Here is a 20,788-nt window from a genome sequence, read left to right on the forward strand (position 1 = left end):
CGAGAATTAGGACAAACTCTCAGGATTCTTGTCTTTTGTTTTATTTTCTTTTTAACCAAGCTACATTCTCAATGTGGCCGGTTTGTGGGAACATGTCCACTGGCTGTACTTCCTGGGTCTCAAAACCGCCGTCTTCTAAGATACGAAGGTCGCGGGCTAGTGTTGAAGGGCTGCAGGATACATACACAATTTTCTCTGGCTGCATCTCAATCATCGCCTTCAATAGCTCTTCATCGCACCCTTTACGTGGAGGATCGACTACGATTACATCAGGATCAAGGCCCTGGCTCTTCCACCATGGGAAGACTTTCTCGGCTTCGCCGACGAAGAACTCAGCGTTGTCCATGCCGTTTAGCTTCGCATTTTTCTTAGCGTCTGTTACGGCTGGGGCAACGATCTCAACGCCGTATACCTTCTTCGCTTGTTGCGCTAAGAAGAGAGAAATTGTACCGATGCCGCTGTAGGCGTCGATAACTGTTTCGTGACCTTTTAGATCTGCATAAGCTAGAGCTTGATCGTATAGCTTCTTCGTCTGAACAGGGTTGACCTGGTAGAACGATTTTGGTGAGATCTTGAATTCGATATCACCAATGCGGTCGACAATGTAATCGTCTCCGTATAGAACGGTCGTTTTGTCACCTAAGATAACATTTGTTTTCTTGGAGTTGACGTTGTGGACGATTGATTTAACATTTGGATACGTCTCACGAATCTCTTCGACAATTTGCTCTGCATATGGCAACTGCTTCGTACGCGTTACCATGACGACCATAACGTCGCCTGTTGTCTGGCCGGTACGGACCATAATATGACGCAGGACACCGCGGTGCTTTTCTTCGTTATAGGCCTCAACACCGTACTTCTCTGCAATACGACGGACAGCTTCGACCATGCGGTTGTTGTGTTCGTCCTGAATCATGCACGTGTCCATTTCAATAATGTCGTGGCTGCGCTTGCGGTAGAATCCAGCCTTCAAGCGATCACCGTCTTGCCCGACTGGGATCTGGACTTTGTTGCGGTAGTACCATGGATCTTCCATGCCGATGGTTGGATGTACAGGCACGTCGCTTAAGTGTGCGATCTTATGCATGGCGTTTTTCACTTGATTCTGTTTCATATCTAGCTGCATTTGGTAGCTCATATGTTGAAGCTGGCAGCCACCGCATTGCACGTAAACAGGACATGGCGGGTCTACACGGTCCTGACTTGCTTCTGTAACATCTAGTAACTTCCCAAATCCGAAGTTCTTCTTTACTTTAATGACTTTCACTTTTCCTGTTTCACCTGGTAGAGCATAAGGTACGAAGAGCGGGTAGCCGTCGACTTTGCCGACGCCATTTCCTTCGTGCGTTAAGTCTTCAAATGTCACTTCAATCGTGTCATTCTTTTGTACCGGTGGTGCTGGCTTAGACATTCACATCTTCCTTTGCCGTTCAGATTGCTGAATAGAATCAGCTCTTTTGTAGTAGTGTTGCCATTTCCTAAGCAGAATAACAAACGACTCTGAATCTTGCCGCTGTGACAAAATCCGAGCCGTTTTCATTCCTTATTTCTCTTCCCATCGATCTCTTGGGAGAAAGAATTCCAGGTGGCGATATAAATTGACAAATTCCCCGGGCAATAATCCGCCATATTCCCCGTCAATATTTAACTGCATCTTCTCGTTCGTATGAACTTTAATGCGGTTTGCTTTTGTATAAATGACGTTTGGGTCACTGATGTGATTCCCTTTCATTGCGAGTGAAGCGAGACGAATGAGTTCAGCCAAGTTGACGCGCTTAATAATAAGCAGATCAAACATGCCATCATCCATCTCGGCATCTGGTGCTAGCTTCTCTAAACCGCCGACAGAGTTCGTGTTCGACACAAGAAATACCATCACTTCGCCTTCAAAATACTTCCCGTCATACTCGATCTCAACAGTCGTTGGACGGATGGAAGGGATCATTTCAACGCCCTTCAGGTAATAAGCGAGCTGTCCCAGCATCGTTTTTAATTTACTCGGAACTTCATACGTCAGTTCCGTTAATTTACCGCCACCGGCGATATTCATAAAGTACTGGTCGTTCACCCGGCCAATATCAAGCTCTTTTGAAAATCCATCCAGAATCACATCAACAGCTTTTTTCACATTTCGTGGCACGCAAAGTGCTCTAGCGAAATCATTCGTCGTTCCAACTGGAATAATCCCCAGTTTCGGGCGATATTCATGTTCGGCGAGACCATTAATGACTTCATTAATCGTCCCGTCCCCACCTGCTGCAACCACCACATCAAACTTTCGCTCTACGGCGATTTTGGCTGCATTGGTTGCATCTCCAGCGCACGTCGTTGCGTGTGTAGATGTTTCATATCCTGCTTGTTCAAAGCGTTGCATGATATCAGGGAGCTCTTTCCTTACAGCCTCCCTGCCTGACGTGGGATTGTAAATAATTCGAGCACGTTTCATAGGTCCTTCCCCCATCCAAGCCTGTTTTTCCTTACATCATCATAAACCTTTTTCATCCATTTGAAAAGTTTTTCCTATTAGGCTCTTTTTCCATTTTATAACCCACACAAAAGCACGCTGTAGCAGCGTGCTTTCATGCAAGATTCATACTCTTTAGCGCTTATCCATTTCTTCAACGATAATCTTGTTTACCATTGGTGGATTCGCTTGTCCTTTAGTAGCTTTCATCGTCTGACCAACAAGGAAGCCTAACGCACGGTCTTTACCGTTTTTGTAGTCTTCGATTGATTGTTGGTTCTGATCAAGGATTCCTGTGATAATCTCACGAAGCTGACCTTCGTCAGAGATCTGACCCATGCCTTGATCTTTCACGTATTGTTCTGGCTCTGTACCGTTCTCGACTGTTTCAGCGAATACTTTCTTCGCGATCTTAGAACTGATCGTGCCATCTTCAATAAGCTTGATTACTTTTGCAAGATTAGCAGGAGTTAACGCAACGTCTGCTAGTTCTTTCTGCTGCTTGTTCAAGTAAGCTGATACTTCACCCATCATCCAGTTTGATGCTTGCTTCACATCAGCACCTGCATCGATTGTTTCCTGGAAGAAGTCAGATAGCTCTTTGTTATTTGTAAGAACCATTGCGTCGTACTCAGGTAATCCAAGGTCATTAATGTAGCGAGCTTTACGAGCATCTGGAAGTTCTGGAATCTCAGCACGTACGCGCTCTTTCCATTCTTCACTCACGTAAAGAGGTACAAGGTCTGGCTCTGGGAAGTAACGGTAGTCATCAGAACCTTCTTTAACACGCATAAGGATCGTTTCTTTCGTAGCTTCATCGAAACGACGCGTTTCCTGAAGGATCTCGCCACCTGCTTCTAGTACTTTTTGCTGGCGCTTCTCTTCAAATTCTAGTCCTTTTTGAACGAAGGAGAAGGAGTTTAAGTTCTTAAGCTCAGTTTTCGTACCGAATTCTTCCTGACCGATTGGACGGATGGAGATGTTCGCATCGGCACGAAGAGAACCTTCTTCCATCTTACAATCAGATACGCCTGTGTACTGAATGATGTTCTTCAGTTTCTCAAGGTATTTGTATGCTTCTTCAGGAGAAGCGATGTCTGGCTCAGAAACGATCTCAACAAGTGGCGTACCTTGACGGTTATAGTCTACTAGAGAATAGCCGTCGTCACTGTGCGTTAATTTACCCGCATCTTCCTCGATGTGAAGACGAGTGATTCCAATGCGCTTCGTCTTGCCGTCTACTTCAATGTCGATATACCCATTCTCACCGATTGGCTGGTCAAATTGAGAGATTTGATACGCTTTCGGGTTGTCCGGGTAGAAGTAGTTCTTACGGTCAAACTTTGTATGTGTAGCGATGTCACAGTTTAGTGCCATCGCAGCTTTCATTGCGTAATTGACAACCTCTTCGTTTAGGACAGGTAGTACTCCTGGGTACCCTAAGTCGATTGGGTTCACGTTTGTATTCGGCTGGTCACCGAACATGTTCGGACTTGGGCTGAAGATTTTAGACGCTGTCTTTAGCTCAACGTGTACCTCAATACCAATAACTGTTTCAAAGTTCATTACTTCGCACCTCCCAGGCTTGGCTTTTGTGTATGGAAATCAGTCGCCTGTTCGTAAGCATGTGCTGCACGGTAAACCGTTGCTTCATCAAAGTGCTTACCAATGATCTGTAAACCAATTGGAAGTCCTTCTCCTGAGAATCCACATGGCACAGAGATTCCTGGTACGCCCGCTAGGTTCACAGGGATTGTCAGGATATCGTTCGCATACATCGTTAGTGGATCTTCTGTCTTCTCGCCTACTTTAAAGGCAGGAGTTGGTGTTGTTGGTCCGATAATAACATCGTAATCCGCTAGTACATCATCAAAGTCTTTCTTAATTAGTGTACGAGCTTGCTGTGCTTTCTTGTAATACGCATCGTAGTAACCAGAGCTAAGCGCAAATGTACCAAGCATAATACGACGCTTCACTTCGTCACCAAAGCCTTCACTACGAGATAGCTTGAACATGTCTAGCATGTTCTCAGCATTTGGAGAACGACGACCATAGCGTACACCGTCGAAGCGTGCAAGGTTAGCAGACGCTTCAGAAGAAGATAGTAGGTAATACGTTGATAGTGCGTATTTAGAGTGAGGAAGCGTTACTTCATCCCACGTAGCGCCCATATCTTCGTATACTTTAAGAGCCTTCTGAACGGCTTCTTTTACTTCGTCAGACACACCTTCAGCAAGGTATTCTTTTGGCACAGCGATTTTAAGACCTTTCACATCACCTGTAAGAGCTTCTGTGTATTTCGGTACTTCAATGTCTGCAGATGTAGAGTCCATCTTATCAAGACCTGCAATCGTCTCTAAAATGTACGCATTATCTTCAACCGTACGAGTTAATGGACCAATTTGGTCTAGAGAAGATGCAAAGGCAATTAGACCGAAACGAGATACACGGCCATACGTAGGTTTTAGTCCAACAACACCACAGTAAGCTGCTGGCTGGCGGATCGAACCACCTGTGTCAGAACCTAATGAGAACGGCACTTCGCCTGCTGCAACAGCCGCTGCCGAACCACCACTAGAACCACCTGGTACATAGTCAGTGTTCCACGGGTTACGTGTTGCATAGTAACTTGAGTTTTCGTTAGAGGAGCCCATTGCGAACTCGTCCATATTTAATTTACCAACGTTGATCGCTTCAGCTGCATCAAGCTTCTGTACAACTGTTGCGTCATATAATGGGTCTGTTAAGTTATCTAAAATTTGGCTGGCAGCCGTTGTGCGAAGCCCTTTTGTTACGATGTTATCCTTCACACCAATTGGCATACCGAATAACAAACCACGTCCTTCAGGCGTCCCTCGTAGTTCATCTAATTCTTTTGCACGAGCACGAGCAGTTTCTTCATTTAATGTAATGAAGGCTTTCACGTCTCCGTCTACTTCGCTGATTCGATTATATGCTTCATCAAGAAGATCATTTACGCTGATCTCTTTCTTATGTAGCATTTCTTGAAGATCTGATAATTTATAATCAAAAAGAGACATTCGTCACCCTCCTATTCCAAAATAGATGGTACACGGATTTGACCATCTTGCGTTTCCGGCGCATTCTTAAGCGCATCTTCTTGTGTAATCCACTTCTTCGGTTCGTCCTTACGCATCACATTCTTAAGATCCTGAACGTGTGTCGTAGGCTCAACACCCTCTGTATCCAACTCGTTCAACTGCTCCGCAAACGAGATAATATCATCCAACTGCTTCGTAAAACGCTCAGCTTCTTCATCAGACACGTGCAAACGCGCCAAATGAGCCACATGCTTCACTTGCTCTTCACTAATTCTAGACATCCTTTAACCTCCATTCGTATCGAACATCACATAATAATGATAATACCAAAAAACAAGGTACTTTATCAATCTCGGGACTAAGAAAAGCACAGGCGGGGTGCCCAGGGCCGTACGGATAAGCAAACTGCCGGAAGTGGCGTCTAGCCACTGCAGGTAGTTTGCTTCTCTCGCTAGGCCCCCCCCGCCGGAGCTAGACACCACGAAAAGCACAGGCGGGGTGCCCAGGGCCGTACGGATAAGCAAACTGCCGGAAGTGGCGTCTAGCCACTGCAGGTAGTTTGCTTATCTCGCTAGGCCCCCCCCGCCGGAGCTAGACACCACGAAAAGCACAGGCGGGGTGCCCAGGGCCGTACGGATAAGCAAACTGCCGGAAGTGGCGTCTAGCCACTGCAGGTAGTTTGCTTATCTCGCTAGGCCCCCCCCGCCGGAGCTAGACACCACGAAAAGCACAGGCGGGGTGCCCAGGGCCGTACGGATAAGCAAACTGCCGGAAGTGGCGTCTAGCCACTGCAGGTAGTTTGCTTATCTCGCTAGGCCCCCCCCGCCGGAGCTAGACACCACGAAAAGCACAGGCGGGGTGCCCAGGGCCGTACGGATAAGCAAACTGCCGGAAGTGGCGTCTAGCCACTGCAGGTAGTTTGCTTATCTCGCTAGGCCCTCCCCACCGGAGCTAGACACCATGTAAAGCGCAGGCGGGTTGGTCAAGGGCGTACGGATAAGCAAGCTACTGTAAGTCTGCATAGCAGACTGGAGGTAGATTGCTTATCTCGCTAGTCCTTACCCGCCGGAGCTAGATCTAAAGAAAAACGCAGGCGGGGTGATCGTGAGGAGGTTCGGCCAAAACCCTCAGAGCCAATACCCAACACCAAACGCCCCACTCCTGTGGAACCAAAATGTTTATTTCCCCACCATAACGGAAAGAGCTATACAAAAGAGCCCCTTCTAAAAAAAGAAGAGGCTCTCAACAATCTTAGCTATTCGCTTTATCAAATTCAGCTTGAATTTCTTTAGACGGGCCATTGCCAATCAGACTTACAACAACCGCTGCAAGTGTACAAAGGATAAAGCCTGGTACGATTTCATATAAACCGAAGATATTCGTCCAATCTTGACCTTCTGTAGGTTCTAACAGATCGCCCCAGATGACGACTGTAACAGCACCTACAATAATTCCGGCTACGGCGCCATTACGAGTAAGGCGTTTCCAGAATAGACTCAAGATAATGATTGGTCCGAATGCGGCACCAAATCCTGCCCAAGCGTAACTTACAAGTTCAAGTACAGAGCTTTGTGCGCCGTATGCAAGTGCAATCGCTAGTAGAGCAATCGCCGCTACTGAGAAACGTCCAACCCATACAAGTTCACGCTCAGAAGCGTTTTTACGTAGGATTGCTTTGTAGAAGTCCTCCGCTACTGCAGAAGATGATACAAGTAGCTGAGAGTCAATGGTACTCATAATCGCAGATAGAATCGCTGCTAGTAAGATACCTGCAATAATAGGGTTGAACAAGATTTGTGAGAAGGCGATAAAGATCTTCTCAGCTTCTGTAGAATCCGGAATGACATTGTAGCCACCTTGCTGAACGATTTTCACACCTAAATCAGCAAGTTCACCTGCTGTACCACCATTAGCTACATAAGCGATACCAACAAGACCTGTAAAGATTGCTCCATACAGACCCAGAATCATCCAAGTCATACCAATGAAACGAGCTTTCGGTACATCTTTAGGAGAACGAAGCGCCATAAAACGAGTTAAGATGTGCGGCTGTCCAAAGTAACCAAGTCCCCAGGCGAGGGAAGATACAACACTTAAGACTCCAACACCTTTAACCATATCAAGACGAGTGGCATCGATCTCACTAATCATGCTAACCACTTCATTCCAGCCCCCAAGTTCGCTGATCGCAACGATTGGTACGGCCAGTAAAGCAACAAACATCAGAATTCCTTGGAAGAAGTCCGTCCAGCTTACTGCCAGGAAACCACCTAGGAATGTATACGAAATAATAACAATTGCACCAATCCAAAGGGCTTGGTTATAACCCATGTCGAAAGATGCAGCGAACAATTTAGCTCCACCTACCATACCTGAGGATGTGTAGAAGGTGAAGAAGAATAAGATTACAAGTGCGGAGATCACACGTAAGATATGTGATGTATCATGGAAGCGATTTTCTAAGAAGTCCGGTACTGTAATGGAATCATTCGCAACCTCTGTGTAAACACGAAGACGACGTGCTACGAACTGCCAGTTTAAATAGGCCCCTATTGCTAGCCCGATTCCAATCCATGCTGCAGACAAACCTGAAGCATAAACAGCACCTGGTAAACCAAGTAATAGCCAACCACTCATATCAGAAGCTCCTGCACTTAACGCAGCAACACCTGGTCCTAAGCGTCGACCACCTAACACATAATCTGATAAGTCATTTGTCATTCTTGATGCAATAACACCAATTAAAAGCATTCCAAGTAAATAAATTATAAATGTAATTAACGTAGCTATACTCATTAAGTTCTACTCTCTCCTTCCAGTAAATAAAGTGATGGTTGATAGGATAATTAATAATGGCATGGGAATAAAGAGCCACATCCATGTTGCAGTTGTTAACATTCGACGCCCCCTCCTTTACAATGCATTATATATACAATACCATACATTTTTCTTATAATTCTGACAAGTCATGCATGGTACGCATAAAAGATTTAGAATTGATATACAACAAGTACTATAACATAAAGAAATTATCAGAACATTGTGTATTTTAATTTCTCCGTATTATTTTGTATTATTATACATTAAATCCTTGTATTTGTAATAATATAAATAGATTCGCCTATATGTATTCATCATAATTTATAAAATTAAATCTAGAACTTTTGTCATTTTTAACTTTTTTTAGAAAAAAATCCTAACATTAGCATGTGTATTTCTCACAGCTATTTTTATTACCCTTTTTACACAAAACTAAACTTCTTTTTAAACGAATCAGCCACTTTTCCTCACAAAAAAAGAAGCCCAGAAAATCTCTGAGCCCCACTCTTCTTATTCTCCTTTTAGCGCTTGAACGAAGTCTTCTTTCAGATCTTCTACGTCTTCAAGTCCGATTGATACTCGAACAAGTCCCTCGGTAATCCCTAATTCCGCTCTTCTGTCACTCGGGATTGAAGCATGAGTCATTTTTGCTGGGACTGAAATAAGACTTTCTACAGCCCCTAAACTTTCAGCTAACGTAAAGTACTTTAAGTTCTTCAATAGTTTCTCTGCATTCTCATCACTTCCAACGTCGAAGGAAATCATACCGCCCGCTCCCCGGGCCTGAAGAGCATGAATATCGTGACCAGTGTGCTCTTTTAAGCCAGGATAGTAGATCGATGTCACTTCCGGATGCTCCTTGAGGAATGAAACAAATGCGTGAGTATTGGATTCGATCTCTTCCATACGGATGCCAAGTGTTTTAATCCCTCGCATTAGAAGCCAAGAATCCTGCGGCCCCAATACAGCTCCTGCTGAATTTTGAACATAATGTAGTTCCTCCGCCAGGCTTTGTGAGTTCACAACGACCAAACCTGCTACCACATCACTATGCCCACCTAAGTACTTCGTTGCACTGTGAAGCACAATGTCAGCGCCTTTTTCAATTGGATTTTGCCAGTACGGGGTACTAAACGTGTTATCTACGATAAATGTGAATCCTTTTTCCTTCGTCAGACGAGCAACGGCCTCAAGATCTGTAATCTTTAGCAAAGGATTTGTGGGTGTTTCCACATACACAGCCTTCGTATTCGGCCGAATCGCTTCTTCAATGTTATCAACATCAGACGTATCCACAAACGTTACATCAAGATTAAAGCGACTTAGCACTCCAGAAAGAAGACGATAGGTTCCTCCGTACACATCATCTGTAATGATCAAATGATCCCCACTCTTATACATCATAAGAATGGACGTGATGGCAGCCATCCCTGATCCAAAGGCAAAGCCAGCATAGCCGCCTTCTAGATCTTTAATTAATTCTTCTAGCGCATGACGAGTCGGGTTGCCTGTTCTCGAATATTCATAGCCCTTGTGCTTGCCTACTCCGTCTTGCTTATACGTACTCACCTGATAGATGGGTACAGAAACCGCTCCAGTTTGTTCATCACCTGTGATGCCACCGTGTATTAGCTGTGTTTTCCTTCTCATATTCTCACTCCTCGTAGATTCCTTGGCTTAAATATCGCTCACTACTATCCGGGAAAATGGTTACAATGTTTGTTCCAGGCTCAGCCTGCTTCGCTTCCTTCATCGCTGCCACAAACGCAGCACCTGAGGAACTGGCGACAAGCAGTCCTTCTTTCTCCGCTAAAAGCTTTACGGCTCTGAACGCATCTTGGTCTGAAATGGTATGAATGCCATCGAAATAATCCGCATCCATATACTTCGGTAAGAATTCCATCCCAATGCCTTCAGTTTTATGAGGCCCTGCTGGACCCCCGTTTAAAATCGAACCCTCTGGCTCGACAATGACGGTTTTAATAGAGAGATTTTTTTCTTTCAGATAGCGTGCGGTTCCCATAAATGTCCCCCCTGTTCCGCCACCTGCTACGAATACATCCACTCTACCTTCTAAAGACTCATAGATTTCAGGGCCAAGCGTTTCATAATAGGTCTGTGGATTGGCACTGTTATCAAATTGTTGGGGGCAAAAGGCGTTTAACTCTTTGGCAAGGTCAGTCGCTTTGTCAATGGCTCCCTGCATGCCTTTTTCTGTGGGGGTATTGATAATTTCAGCACCGAGCGCTTTCATAAGCGCCTGTTTTTCCATGCTGAACTTCTGAGGTACAACGAACATTATTCGAAACCCTCGACCTATAGCGGCGAGAGCTAATCCAATCCCTGTATTCCCAGCAGTCGGTTCGACAATGGTTCCTCCGGGCTTCAAATGGCCAGACTGAATGGCGTCGTCAAGAAGCTTCTGCCCAAGACGGTCTTTAATACTGCCTCCTGGGTTAAAATATTCTAATTTAGCAAAGAGGCGCACCCCCTCAGGAACACCAACATTCTGGAGTTCCATAAGAGGGGTGTGGCCGATCAGTTGCTGAATACTTGTCACGTACTGCATATCGTTCGCTCCTTATTGTTGTTCAGCGAAAATCTCTGTCCATTCATCTCGTTTCTCTAGTAGTTCTTGAGCCAGCTGTTTCGCTCCTTCTAAGCTGTGACTAGCTGCGAATCCACATTGAACTTCATTGCAAGCTGGTACTTCGGTCGCTTCTAGGACGTCTTTAAGCGCGTTCTCGATAACCGTAAGCACGTTCTCATAACTGTCATCATTTAATACAGCAATATAGAAACCGGTCTGGCATCCCATTGGGCCAACATCTAAGATATGGTCGTGATGATTGCGGCTAAATTCTGCCAACATGTGCTCTAACGAGTGAAGAGCTGGCATGTTCATATGATCCTTATTTGGCTGTTTAACACGAAGGTCATATTTGTAGACTTTATCTCCTTTTGATCCTTCTGTAATCCCAACCAGTCGTACATAAGGTGCTGCGACTTTGGTGTGATCTAAGTTAAAACTTTCTACGTTCATTGGCATGGATAAACCTCTCCCTTTTTTGAAATTATTTTTTCTCTGCTACCATTACCCAAACATATTTATTCTTCTGCTCAAACAGTACTTCAAAGTTATATTTCTTACAGATTGCTTGCAGGGTTGGAATGTCGGAATAGTATTCTACTGATAAATCATCAGCTAGATTGTTATAGTGTGAGGCAATGGCTGTTTCAATCGCTTTCCTCTTAGAAGCAGGTGTTTCAAAAACGGTATCAGCGAAAACAATCCGGCCTCCTTTTTCTAAAACACTACTATATTTGCCAATCGCCATATCCTTTTCCTCATCTGTAAGGTGATGAAATGCGTAACTGCTCACAATCGATTGAACCGGTACCTGTGGTTTTGGAAAATCGATAAAGTCGCCATCATGCACTTTCGCGTCTGGTACTTTAATCTGAGCAATCTTCAGCATTTCTGACGAAGGCTCAACACCAATCACCGAATGCCCTCGGTTAATTAACTTCTTCGTTAAATTTCCAGTGCCAACACCAAACTCAATGACATTTGGCCCCTTTGTGTAATCAACTACAGCGTTTAAGATCTCGTCGTAGTGCGCAAATACTTCTTTATATTCAACGTCCTCACCAGACACGGTCTGATCATAAGACGACGCCCAACCATCAAATAAGTCAATAAACTCTCTTCCCATACCCTTCACCTCGTGGTGTTAAAATATACAATCCTTATCAGTTTACTCAGGTTTTAGTTGTATAAAAAATTCTAACATATTCGAAAACGGAAAGTAAATAGGCACACGCCCAATTTCTAAAGCGAAAGTGCCCGGTAAGCAACGTATAGACTGGACTGAGCCGCAGTGAGATAAAGGAAACACGATGAGCCTCTGGCGAATCGATGTTGACTTATCGACCGGAGGTGAAGGAAGTCTACTAGTTGCTGGGCACTGCAGCTGGACGTGACCAAAAGCGAAAGTGCCCGGTAAGCAACGTATTACCATAGTAAAGCGTGCCAGACACCCTCTGCTTCGGCACAGTATTAAAGGGTGTCTGGCACCCTGCGGTACTGCACAGCACTGAAGGGTGTCTGGCACGCGTTCTTCTTTTAAAGCGCAAAAGAAAGGGACAGCGCTGTTAGCGCTGCCCCTTTCTTTATTTGTCGTAGATGTGGACGTATGGTTTGTCTTCGCCTGGTTTTCGGACGATGAGACTTTCTTGTCCTTCATGTGATTCAACTTTTACTTCAATCCCGAAGTAGTTCGGGAAATTTTCCATGATGAGCGAGTAGACATACTGGGTTAACGAGACGATTTCGGCTTTACCTTTGAATTCAATAGGAATGGTAACTTCCATATTGACTAATTCATCATCTTTGTAGAACCCTTTCCCAACAACACCAATGTAGTTCGGGAAGTAGTTGGCAACATCGTTCTGAAAGTCCAACATGTCTTCAGACTCTTTCTTATAGTTTTCTTCCGCTTCATCTGAAGGGAACAAAACGTATTTCTCATCAATTGTTTCCCATTCACTAATCTCACCATTTTTTCCTTCGACGGTCGTTTTCGCTAAGAAATTACCTGGTACTACAGAAGACTTTGCTTCTTGCTGATAGATCGTAATCATAATGGGAATATCCTCAAGCTTGTTCATTCCACGAAGACGCTCTAAAACCGTCTGCGCCATTTTCTTTCCTTGCGTGAGCATTTCATCCCGGCTAATCTCTTCATAGTAAGAAGCTCCCCACTTCTCTACTTGGAACTCGTATTCTGACTTCATCGCAAGACTTATTGATATACCGCTTAATTCAACATTGTCTTCATCCGTCTTCTTAAAGAAGTTCTGCTCTAGAATATGAGACAAGTAAACAGGGTTTTCTCGGTATTGCTGCTCAGAGGCCCCTAAAGGAAGGGAAGGATTCAGACCATTTGGCGTTCCATCTGACCCCTCCTCGTTCACTTTTCGATCGAGCCAATCGTTCAGAATATCATCTGATAAGTACTGACCGTCCTGAAAGAAGTATTCCTCAGGGTCATAAACTTCCTTGGAATGACGTCTTAACCCCATTTCCATCTCTTCAATATCCAAGCGATTATCAACTTGACGCACAATGATGCCTCGCGCTTTACTCGGCTCATACTTATCCTTCTTATTTACAAGAGGACGATAATACTCATCAGAGATGCTATACTTCGGCACAATTGCCTTTTCTTTCTGATTATTCTCCTGCGTTTCCTTCATCAATTCTTCTTCCTGTTTATCATAGGCCGGAGCGCACCCTGCCAGTAAAATGGCAAGGCCTACTATCCATGCGATCCGTTTCATCCGTCTCCACTCTCCCTATTCTTGTAACGCAGATTGGAAGCGCGCTTCATCCCAGATATCAATGCCCAGCTTCTCTGCTTTCTCATATTTCGATCCAGCATCCTCCCCTGCAATTAGCATATCTGTGTTCTTACTCACGCTTCCTGTCACTTTACCGCCTAACGCTTCTACATGTGCTTTCACATCGCCTCGGCTATAGTTCTCCATTTTCCCCGTAATTACAATGGTCTTACCCGCAAACGGAGAATCCTCAGGCTGCTCGCTTCTCTTCTGCCCTTTATACTCCATATTCAGACCGATCTCTTTCAATTCCTCAATTAATTCGACAACAGGCCCTTTCTCGAAGTAACGAACGATTGAATCAGCCATTTTTTCCCCAATGTCATGGATAGCCACCAACTCATCATAGGTCACATTCATTAAACGCTCCATTGTTTCAAACTCTTCAGCAAGCGTCTGTGCTCCTTTTGACCCGACAAATCGAATGCCAAGTCCAAATAGCAAGCGCTCTAACGAGTTCTCTTTCGACACGTTAATGGATGAGAGAAGATTATCTGCTGACTTTTCACCCATGCGCTCAAGTTGCAATAGTTCATCTTTATCCAGCTTATACAAATCAGCTATGGTATGAACCAAATTCTCTCGGAAAAGTTGTGCAATCACTTTCTCACCAAGTCCATCAATGTTCATCGCATTTCTAGAAACAAAGTGGATAAGGCCTTCGCGAAGCTGAGCCGGGCAGTTTGGATTAATACAGCGAAGCGCCACTTCTTCCTCTAAACGCTCCAAATCACTTCCACATTCCGGACACACGTCAGGCATATAATAAGGTTCTTCATCCCCTGAGCGCTCATCCGTCACAACGCGAACCACTTCTGGGATAATATCCCCCGCTTTCTTTATCACAACGGTATCCCCGATGCGGATATCTTTCTCGCGAATCAGGTCCTCATTATGGAGAGAAGCACGCCCTACCGTTGTACCTGCTACTTGAACAGGGTTCAAAATCGCTGTTGGGGTCACGGCACCTGTACGACCAACACTTAATTCGATATCCGTTAATTTCGTAATCGCTTCCTCCGCAGGGAACTTAAAGGCTGTCGCCCAGCGAGGGCTTTTTGCTGTGAAACCAAGCGTTTCCTGCTGCTCTAAACTGTCTACTTTAATAACAATCCCATCAATTTCATAGTTCAAATTAGGACGCTCTTCTGTCCACTTTGTAACATAGTCGATGACTTCCTCAATATCGTTACACTTTTTCCACTCTGGATTTGTCTTAAATCCAAGTGACTTCATATACTCAAGTCTCTCGCTATGAGACTCAAGCTCTCCAGCTTCCCATTGCCCAACACCGTATAGGAAAATATCTAAATTACGTTTCGCTGCGATCTTCGGATCAAGCTGGCGAAGAGAACCTGCAGCCGCATTACGTGGGTTAGCAAAAGGCTCTTCCCCGTTCGCTTCACGCTTTTCGTTCATAGCTAGAAAAGAACGATGCGGCATAAACGCTTCCCCGCGAACTTCAATCGGCTCCTGCTGCTCAATACGAAGAGGAATACTCTTAATGGTCTTCAGGTTCTGCGTAATGTCCTCACCTGTTTGCCCGTCACCACGCGTTGCACCGCGAACGAGTAGTCCATCTTCATATTTCAAAGAAATCGCTAGTCCGTCAATCTTCAATTCACACACATAGTCCACATCTTCACCGTCAACGCCTTCGCGCACACGACGGTCGAAATCTCGAAGTTCCTGTTCATCAAAGGCATTTCCTAAGCTCAGCATCGGAATCTCATGCTGCACCTTTTGGAAAGCATCAAGAGGTGCCCCGCCTACACGCTGTGACGGGGAATCCGGAGTGACAAAATCAGGATGCTCTTCTTCTAAATCAATGAGCTCACGCGTCTTCTTATCATATTCATAATCAGATACAGAAGGCTGATCAAGCGTATGATACTCATAGTTGTACTGTTCTAACTCACGGCGGAGTTCATCAATTCTACTCTTTGCTTCTTCCTTATTCATACGTTCACCTCAAAGCTATTGCTTAGTAATCGGAGCAAATTTGGCCAGAACGCGCTTGATTCCATTTGGTGCAGGGAATGCGATGTCCAGCTCTTTAGAGTCCCCTTCACCTTGAACTTTCACGACCGTTCCTTCGCCCCACTTCTTATGGGAAACCTTATCACCTACGGCAAAATCGGCTCCATCTCCACCAGATGCTGCCTTTTGCTTCATCGTTGTCGCTTTACGCTTCGGTGGTTTCGGTTGACCTGTACTGAATCCAGAAGGTGCAGGATCCTGGAATCCACCGCCAAACGGAGATCCACCACCTTGGTTCCCTCGTCCTTCAATCAATTCAGCTGGAATCTCTGAAATAAATCGACTTTCAGGATTCATATTCGTACGGCCAAACAGGGTACGCATCTTCGCATTTGTTAAGAATAACTGCTGTTCAGCACGAGTAATCCCTACATAAGCAAGGCGACGCTCCTCTTCCATTTCTTCTTCATCCTGAAGGGAACGGCTGTGAGGGAAAACACTCTCTTCCATACCAATTAAGAATACAACCGGGAACTCGAGCCCCTTAGCTGAGTGAAGCGTCATAAGCGTAACCTTGTCATCAGCGAACGGATCCTCATCAGCCGAGTTAATATCCGCTACAAGTGCAAGATCCGTTAGGAAAGCAATCAAACTCTTGTCTTCATTTTGCTCTTCAAAGTTTTTCGTAACAGATAAGAATTCATTAATGTTCTCAAGGCGACTCTGCGCTTCTAAGCTATTCTCGTTCTTTAACATATCCTCATATCCAGTGATCTTAAGCACATCTTCTACAAGATCTGTTGCAGATAAGAAATCTTGTTGCTGCGTCCAGTTGCGAATCATTTTGTGGAAGTCACGAATCGCATTCGTAGCACGCTTACTAAGTCCAACCTGCTCGACTTCACCAGCTGCTTCATATAATGAAAGATCGTGGCGAGCGGCATACATTTGTAAGTTATCAAGGGACGTACGCCCAACACCGCGCTTCGGTTCATTTACAATTCGTCCAAAGCTAATATCATCATCCGGGTTCGCAATAAGGCGCAAGTACGCGAGCATGTCTTTAATCTCTTTGCGGTCGTAGAACTTCGTGCCTCCAACGATTTGATACGGAATATTCGCTTTCACAAACGTTTCCTCAATTGTACGCGACTGAGCATTTGTACGATAAAGCACAGCGCAGTCCTTATATTTAAACTTCGTTGCACGTACCATGTCTTCAATCTTGTTCGTTACAAAAAGTCCTTCATCACGTTCTGTCGGCGCCTGGTAATAGAAAATTGACTCGCCATCATCATTGTCTGTCCATAAGTTCTTCGGCTTACGACCAGAGTTATTCTGAATGACCTCGTTCGCCGCATCTAGTATACGCTTCGTGGAACGATAGTTTTGTTCAAGCATAATTACTTTAGCGGTTGGATAGTCTTTTTCAAATGACATGATGTTCGCAATATCCGCTCCACGCCAACGATAGATCGACTGGTCAGAGTCACCAACTACGCACAAGTTTTCAAAACGATTGGCAAGCATTTTAACAAGCTGATACTGCGCATGGTTCGTATCCTGATACTCATCTACGTGAATGTACTGGAAACGGCGCTGGTAATACTCCAACACCTCAGGAAGACGATCAAATAGCGTTAATGTCTGCATAATCAAATCATCGAAATCTAAAGACTGGTTCTTACGAAGCGTCTTCTGATATTTCTCATACACAGCTGCTGTTTGTTGCTCATAGTAGTTGCCTGTCGTTTTGCTGAAATCTTCAGGCGTTTTCAGCTCGTTCTTCGCCGTGCTAATAGCTCCAAGCATGGCACGAGGGTCAAACTTCTTTGGATCTAAATTCAAGTCCTTCAGTACCTGCTTAATAACAGAAAGCTGGTCCGTCGTATCTAAAATAGAGAAGTTACGGTTAATTCCAATACGATCAATATCACGACGCAAAATGCGTACACACATGGAGTGGAACGTGGATATCCACATATCGCGTGCTTCCGGCCCCACTAGGTCACCTACACGATCCTTCATCTCGCGCGCTGCTTTATTTGTAAAGGTAATCGCTAATACGTTACGTGGTGCAATCTCTTTCTCTCCTAATAAGTAAGCAATACGATGGGTTAACACACGCGTCTTCCCACTACCTGCTCCGGCCATTAGAAGCAACGGGCCATCTGTCGTTTTCACAGCTTCTCGTTGTTGTTCGTTCAATCCTTTTAGCAAGTCGTTTGTTAACGGGCTCAAGAGAGCGACACTCCTTTATTCTCGTTCTTTTACGGCTGCTACCGTTTTTAAAGCTTGTTTCATATTATCGTAAATGACATTCCCTACCACAATTACATCGGCAAAAGCTTTCATTTCCTTCGCTTGTTCTGGCGTCTCAATACCGCCTCCATAGAATAACAAGGTTTGATCAAGCGTTTGATCAACTTTCTTAACTAACTCCGGATCACCATATGTGCCGCTATATTCAAGGTAAAAGATCGGCAGTCGAAACAAATGTTCAGCCATTCTGGCATAAGCAATCACGTCTTCCTCATCAGGCATGACACTATTGGTAGCCTGAAACGCCTTCGACTCAGGGTTTAAAATGCAATAACCCTCAGCAAGCATTTCATCCCAATCTGTAATATCTCCATATTCTTTCACAGCTTCGTGATGAACATCCATCATCCAGCGTTTTTCAGAACTATTTAACACCATCGGAATAAAATAATAGTCATATCCAGGTGTAATGGCTTCTAAATTGGATATCTCTAAAATACAAGGAACCGAATAACGGCGAATGCTCGCAAGCAGTGAGAGGACTTGGTCTAACGTCACATCATCCGTCCCACCTACAATGACAGCATCTGTTCCCGATTCACATATTCGTTCTAAATCTTCATCTGAAATCTCTTTGTTGGGATCGAGCTTAAACACGTGCTCCCACTTTTTCATATCGTACATGGCACTAGCCTCCGTTTACCATATTCCATTTATCCATTATAGCAAAAAACCCCTATCAAATCGAAAGGGAGTTCGGCTTTTTCCGGGTAGACTTGTGAACAGAAACAAGCTATGCTACTATTAGAAAACAAAAAGTTTATATCATATGATGACGGAAAAATAGTATTTAAACCCCCTTCCCCCTAGCGATCTGAGGACGGTGCGAGCTCAGAGAATGGTTTAAAGAAACGGCGTTCCTGAGTATGCACACATAAAGTGGATGCTTGCTAACCGAGCAAGTCATCAATCAGGGTGGAACCGCGGGTTATAATCTCGTCCCTGGGCATAGTCCCAGTGGCGAGATTTTTTTATGGCTTTTGGGGCTACTTCACAATCTGTTTAGTAAAGTTCAAGTGATAAAGGAGGACATACACATGTCTAAGAAAGCAACAATGGATCAATTAGTATCACACTCAAAGCATCGCGGCTTTATCTTCCAAGGTTCTGAGATCTACGGTGGCCTTGCGAACACATGGGATTACGGCCCACTTGGCGTTGAGTTAAAGAACAACTTAAAGCGCGCTTGGTGGCAAAAGTTCATCCAAGAAAACCCGCTTAACGTTGGTCTTGACGCAGCGATCTTAATGAACCCGAAAACATGGGAAGCATCTGGTCACTTAGGTAACTTCAACGACCCGATGATCGACTGTAAAGAATGTAAGTCTCGCCACCGCGCAGACAAACTAATCGAGAACAAGCTAGAAGCGGAAGGAAATGAACTAGTCGTTGATGGCCTTCCATTTGAAGAAATGGAAAAGCTAATCGAAACACACGACATCGCTTGCCCAACATGTGGCGAGAAGAACTTCACAGGGATTCGACAATTCAACCTTATGTTCCAAACGCAACAAGGTGTTACAGAAGGCGCAACAGACGATATCTACCTTCGCCCTGAAACCGCACAAGGAATCTTCGTGAACTTCAAAAATGTTCAACGTTCTATGCGTAAGAAGCTTCCATTCGGAATCGGCCAAATCGGTAAGAGTTTCCGTAACGAAATCACACCTGGTAACTTCATCTTCCGTACACGTGAATTCGAACAAATGGAGATGGAATTCTTCTGTAAGCCTGGCGAAGAACTAGAATGGTACGATTACTGGAAGAACTTCTGCCATAACTGGTTAATGTCCCTTGGTATTGATGGCGACAACCTTCGCCTGCGTGAGCACGGTGAAGATGAACTATCTCACTACAGTAACGCAACAACAGACATTGAGTATCAGTTCCCAATGGGCTGGGGCGAACTGTGGGGCATCGCTTCCCGTACAGACTTCGACCTGACTCAACATGCTGAGCATTCTGGCGAAGACTTTAAGTACATCGACCAAGAAACAAACGAGCGTTACATTCCATATGTAATCGAGCCTGCCCTTGGTGCAGACCGCTTAGCTCTAGCATTCCTAGCTGACGCATACGAAGAAGAAGAATTAGAAGATGGGTCTTCCCGTACTGTAATGAAGTTCCACCCTTCCGTTGCTCCATACAAAGCAGCGATCTTCCCACTTTCGAAGAAGCTAGGTGACGAAGCAAAAGAAGTATTCGCTGAATTATCCAAGCACTTCATGGTTGACTATGACGACGCTGGTTCCATCGGTAAACGTTACCGCCGTCACGACGAGATCGGTACACCATTCTGTATCACATACGACTTCGATTCCAAAGAAGACGGTCAAGTTACCGTACGTAACCGTGACACAATGGAACAGACTCGCCTGAACATCAGCGACCTACGCAGCTTCATCGAAGATCAATTAAATTACTAAGATGCATTCAGAAACCCACATGCTGACGATTTCAGTCGACATGTGGGTTTCTTTTATATAGATAATCGAAAGGGAGCGTTTATTAACTATTTTTGTCATAATAATCTTGGTTACTGGTTTTAATTGATTTTTTGAATGTTAAAAAAGTTACACGTGAAACAATTTCCAGAGCGGGGAGGGATTAGCTTGGAAGGAACTTTACAGAGTGGCTCGAGTTTAAGGGGAGCGGCTCTAGTGCTTGGCGGGCGGCTCAAGTTTGCCGAGACTGGCTCAAGTTAAAGGAAAGCAACTCAAGCCTAGCTGAAGTG

General features: G+C 44.7%; 15 protein-coding genes. 1 reads left to right on the top strand and 14 read right to left on the bottom strand.

Translation table 11 applies throughout. From position 1 onward, the window contains the following. Positions 1 to 40: 40 nt before the first annotated feature. The 14 genes from rlmD to pcrB all read right to left on the bottom strand — a co-directional run bounded on the left by rlmD (position 41) and on the right by pcrB (position 18,678). Positions 41 to 1,414 carry a 23S rRNA (uracil(1939)-C(5))-methyltransferase RlmD gene (rlmD, locus tag N780_RS11980; RefSeq protein ID WP_036784234.1) on the bottom strand — a complete coding sequence of 458 codons (1,374 nt, stop codon included), beginning with the start codon at positions 1,412 to 1,414 and terminating at the stop codon, positions 41 to 43. Positions 1,415 to 1,546: 132 nt separating this feature from the next. Next, positions 1,547 to 2,449: a diacylglycerol kinase gene (locus tag N780_RS11985; RefSeq protein WP_036784237.1), complete on the bottom strand. Its 903-nt coding sequence runs from the start codon at positions 2,447 to 2,449 to the stop codon at positions 1,547 to 1,549. Between the two features lie 153 nt (positions 2,450 to 2,602). Then, a complete protein-coding gene (gene gatB / locus N780_RS11990) occupies positions 2,603 to 4,033 on the bottom strand; it encodes an Asp-tRNA(Asn)/Glu-tRNA(Gln) amidotransferase subunit GatB (RefSeq protein ID WP_036784240.1) in 1,431 nt (476 codons plus the stop codon). Further along, positions 4,033 to 5,508, bottom strand: coding sequence for an Asp-tRNA(Asn)/Glu-tRNA(Gln) amidotransferase subunit GatA (gene gatA / locus N780_RS11995; protein WP_036784243.1), 1,476 nt, complete (start codon positions 5,506 to 5,508; stop codon positions 4,033 to 4,035). Before gatA ends, gatB begins: the two co-directional genes overlap by 1 nt. 11 nt (positions 5,509 to 5,519) lie before the next feature. After that, positions 5,520 to 5,810: an Asp-tRNA(Asn)/Glu-tRNA(Gln) amidotransferase subunit GatC gene (gatC, locus tag N780_RS12000; RefSeq protein ID WP_036784246.1), complete on the bottom strand. Its 291-nt coding sequence runs from the start codon at positions 5,808 to 5,810 to the stop codon at positions 5,520 to 5,522. A 970-nt stretch (positions 5,811 to 6,780) separates the two neighbouring features. Further along, positions 6,781 to 8,325: a sodium/proline symporter PutP gene (gene putP, locus N780_RS12005; protein ID WP_036784249.1), complete on the bottom strand. Its 1,545-nt coding sequence runs from the start codon at positions 8,323 to 8,325 to the stop codon at positions 6,781 to 6,783. 534 nt (positions 8,326 to 8,859) lie between these two features. Then, positions 8,860 to 9,999, bottom strand: a complete 1,140-nt coding sequence (locus N780_RS12010; RefSeq protein ID WP_036784252.1) for a bifunctional cystathionine gamma-lyase/homocysteine desulfhydrase — start codon at positions 9,997 to 9,999, stop codon at positions 8,860 to 8,862. Positions 10,000 to 10,003: 4 nt separating this feature from the next. Further along, positions 10,004 to 10,918, bottom strand: coding sequence for a PLP-dependent cysteine synthase family protein (locus tag N780_RS12015; protein ID WP_036784255.1), 915 nt, complete (start codon positions 10,916 to 10,918; stop codon positions 10,004 to 10,006). A 12-nt stretch (positions 10,919 to 10,930) separates the two neighbouring features. Continuing rightward, positions 10,931 to 11,398, bottom strand: a complete 468-nt coding sequence (locus N780_RS12020; protein WP_036784258.1) for an S-ribosylhomocysteine lyase — start codon at positions 11,396 to 11,398, stop codon at positions 10,931 to 10,933. 25 nt (positions 11,399 to 11,423) lie between these two features. Next, complete coding sequence (locus tag N780_RS12025; protein ID WP_036784260.1) at positions 11,424 to 12,065, bottom strand: class I SAM-dependent DNA methyltransferase; 642 nt, start codon at positions 12,063 to 12,065, stop codon at positions 11,424 to 11,426. A 457-nt stretch (positions 12,066 to 12,522) separates the two neighbouring features. After that, entirely contained in the window at positions 12,523 to 13,692 is a 1,170-nt protein-coding gene (locus N780_RS12030; RefSeq protein ID WP_036784263.1) for a CamS family sex pheromone protein, read from the bottom strand. 15 nt (positions 13,693 to 13,707) lie between these two features. Continuing rightward, positions 13,708 to 15,714, bottom strand: coding sequence for an NAD-dependent DNA ligase LigA (gene ligA, locus N780_RS12035; protein WP_036784266.1), 2,007 nt, complete (start codon positions 15,712 to 15,714; stop codon positions 13,708 to 13,710). Positions 15,715 to 15,729: 15 nt separating this feature from the next. Next, positions 15,730 to 17,973 carry a DNA helicase PcrA gene (gene pcrA, locus N780_RS12040; RefSeq protein WP_036784269.1) on the bottom strand — a complete coding sequence of 748 codons (2,244 nt, stop codon included), beginning with the start codon at positions 17,971 to 17,973 and terminating at the stop codon, positions 15,730 to 15,732. Between the two features lie 15 nt (positions 17,974 to 17,988). Continuing rightward, complete coding sequence (gene pcrB / locus N780_RS12045) at positions 17,989 to 18,678, bottom strand: heptaprenylglyceryl phosphate synthase (protein WP_036784272.1); 690 nt, start codon at positions 18,676 to 18,678, stop codon at positions 17,989 to 17,991. 413 nt (positions 18,679 to 19,091) lie between these two features. Here pcrB and N780_RS12050 point away from each other — a divergent pair, with 413 nt between their 5' ends. Continuing rightward, entirely contained in the window at positions 19,092 to 20,480 is a 1,389-nt protein-coding gene (locus N780_RS12050) for a glycine--tRNA ligase (protein ID WP_036784274.1), read from the top strand. Positions 20,481 to 20,788 lie beyond the last annotated feature (308 nt).

The organism is Pontibacillus chungwhensis BH030062 (assembly GCF_000770675.1).
GTDB classification, from domain to species: domain Bacteria; phylum Bacillota; class Bacilli; order Bacillales; family BH030062; genus Pontibacillus; species Pontibacillus chungwhensis.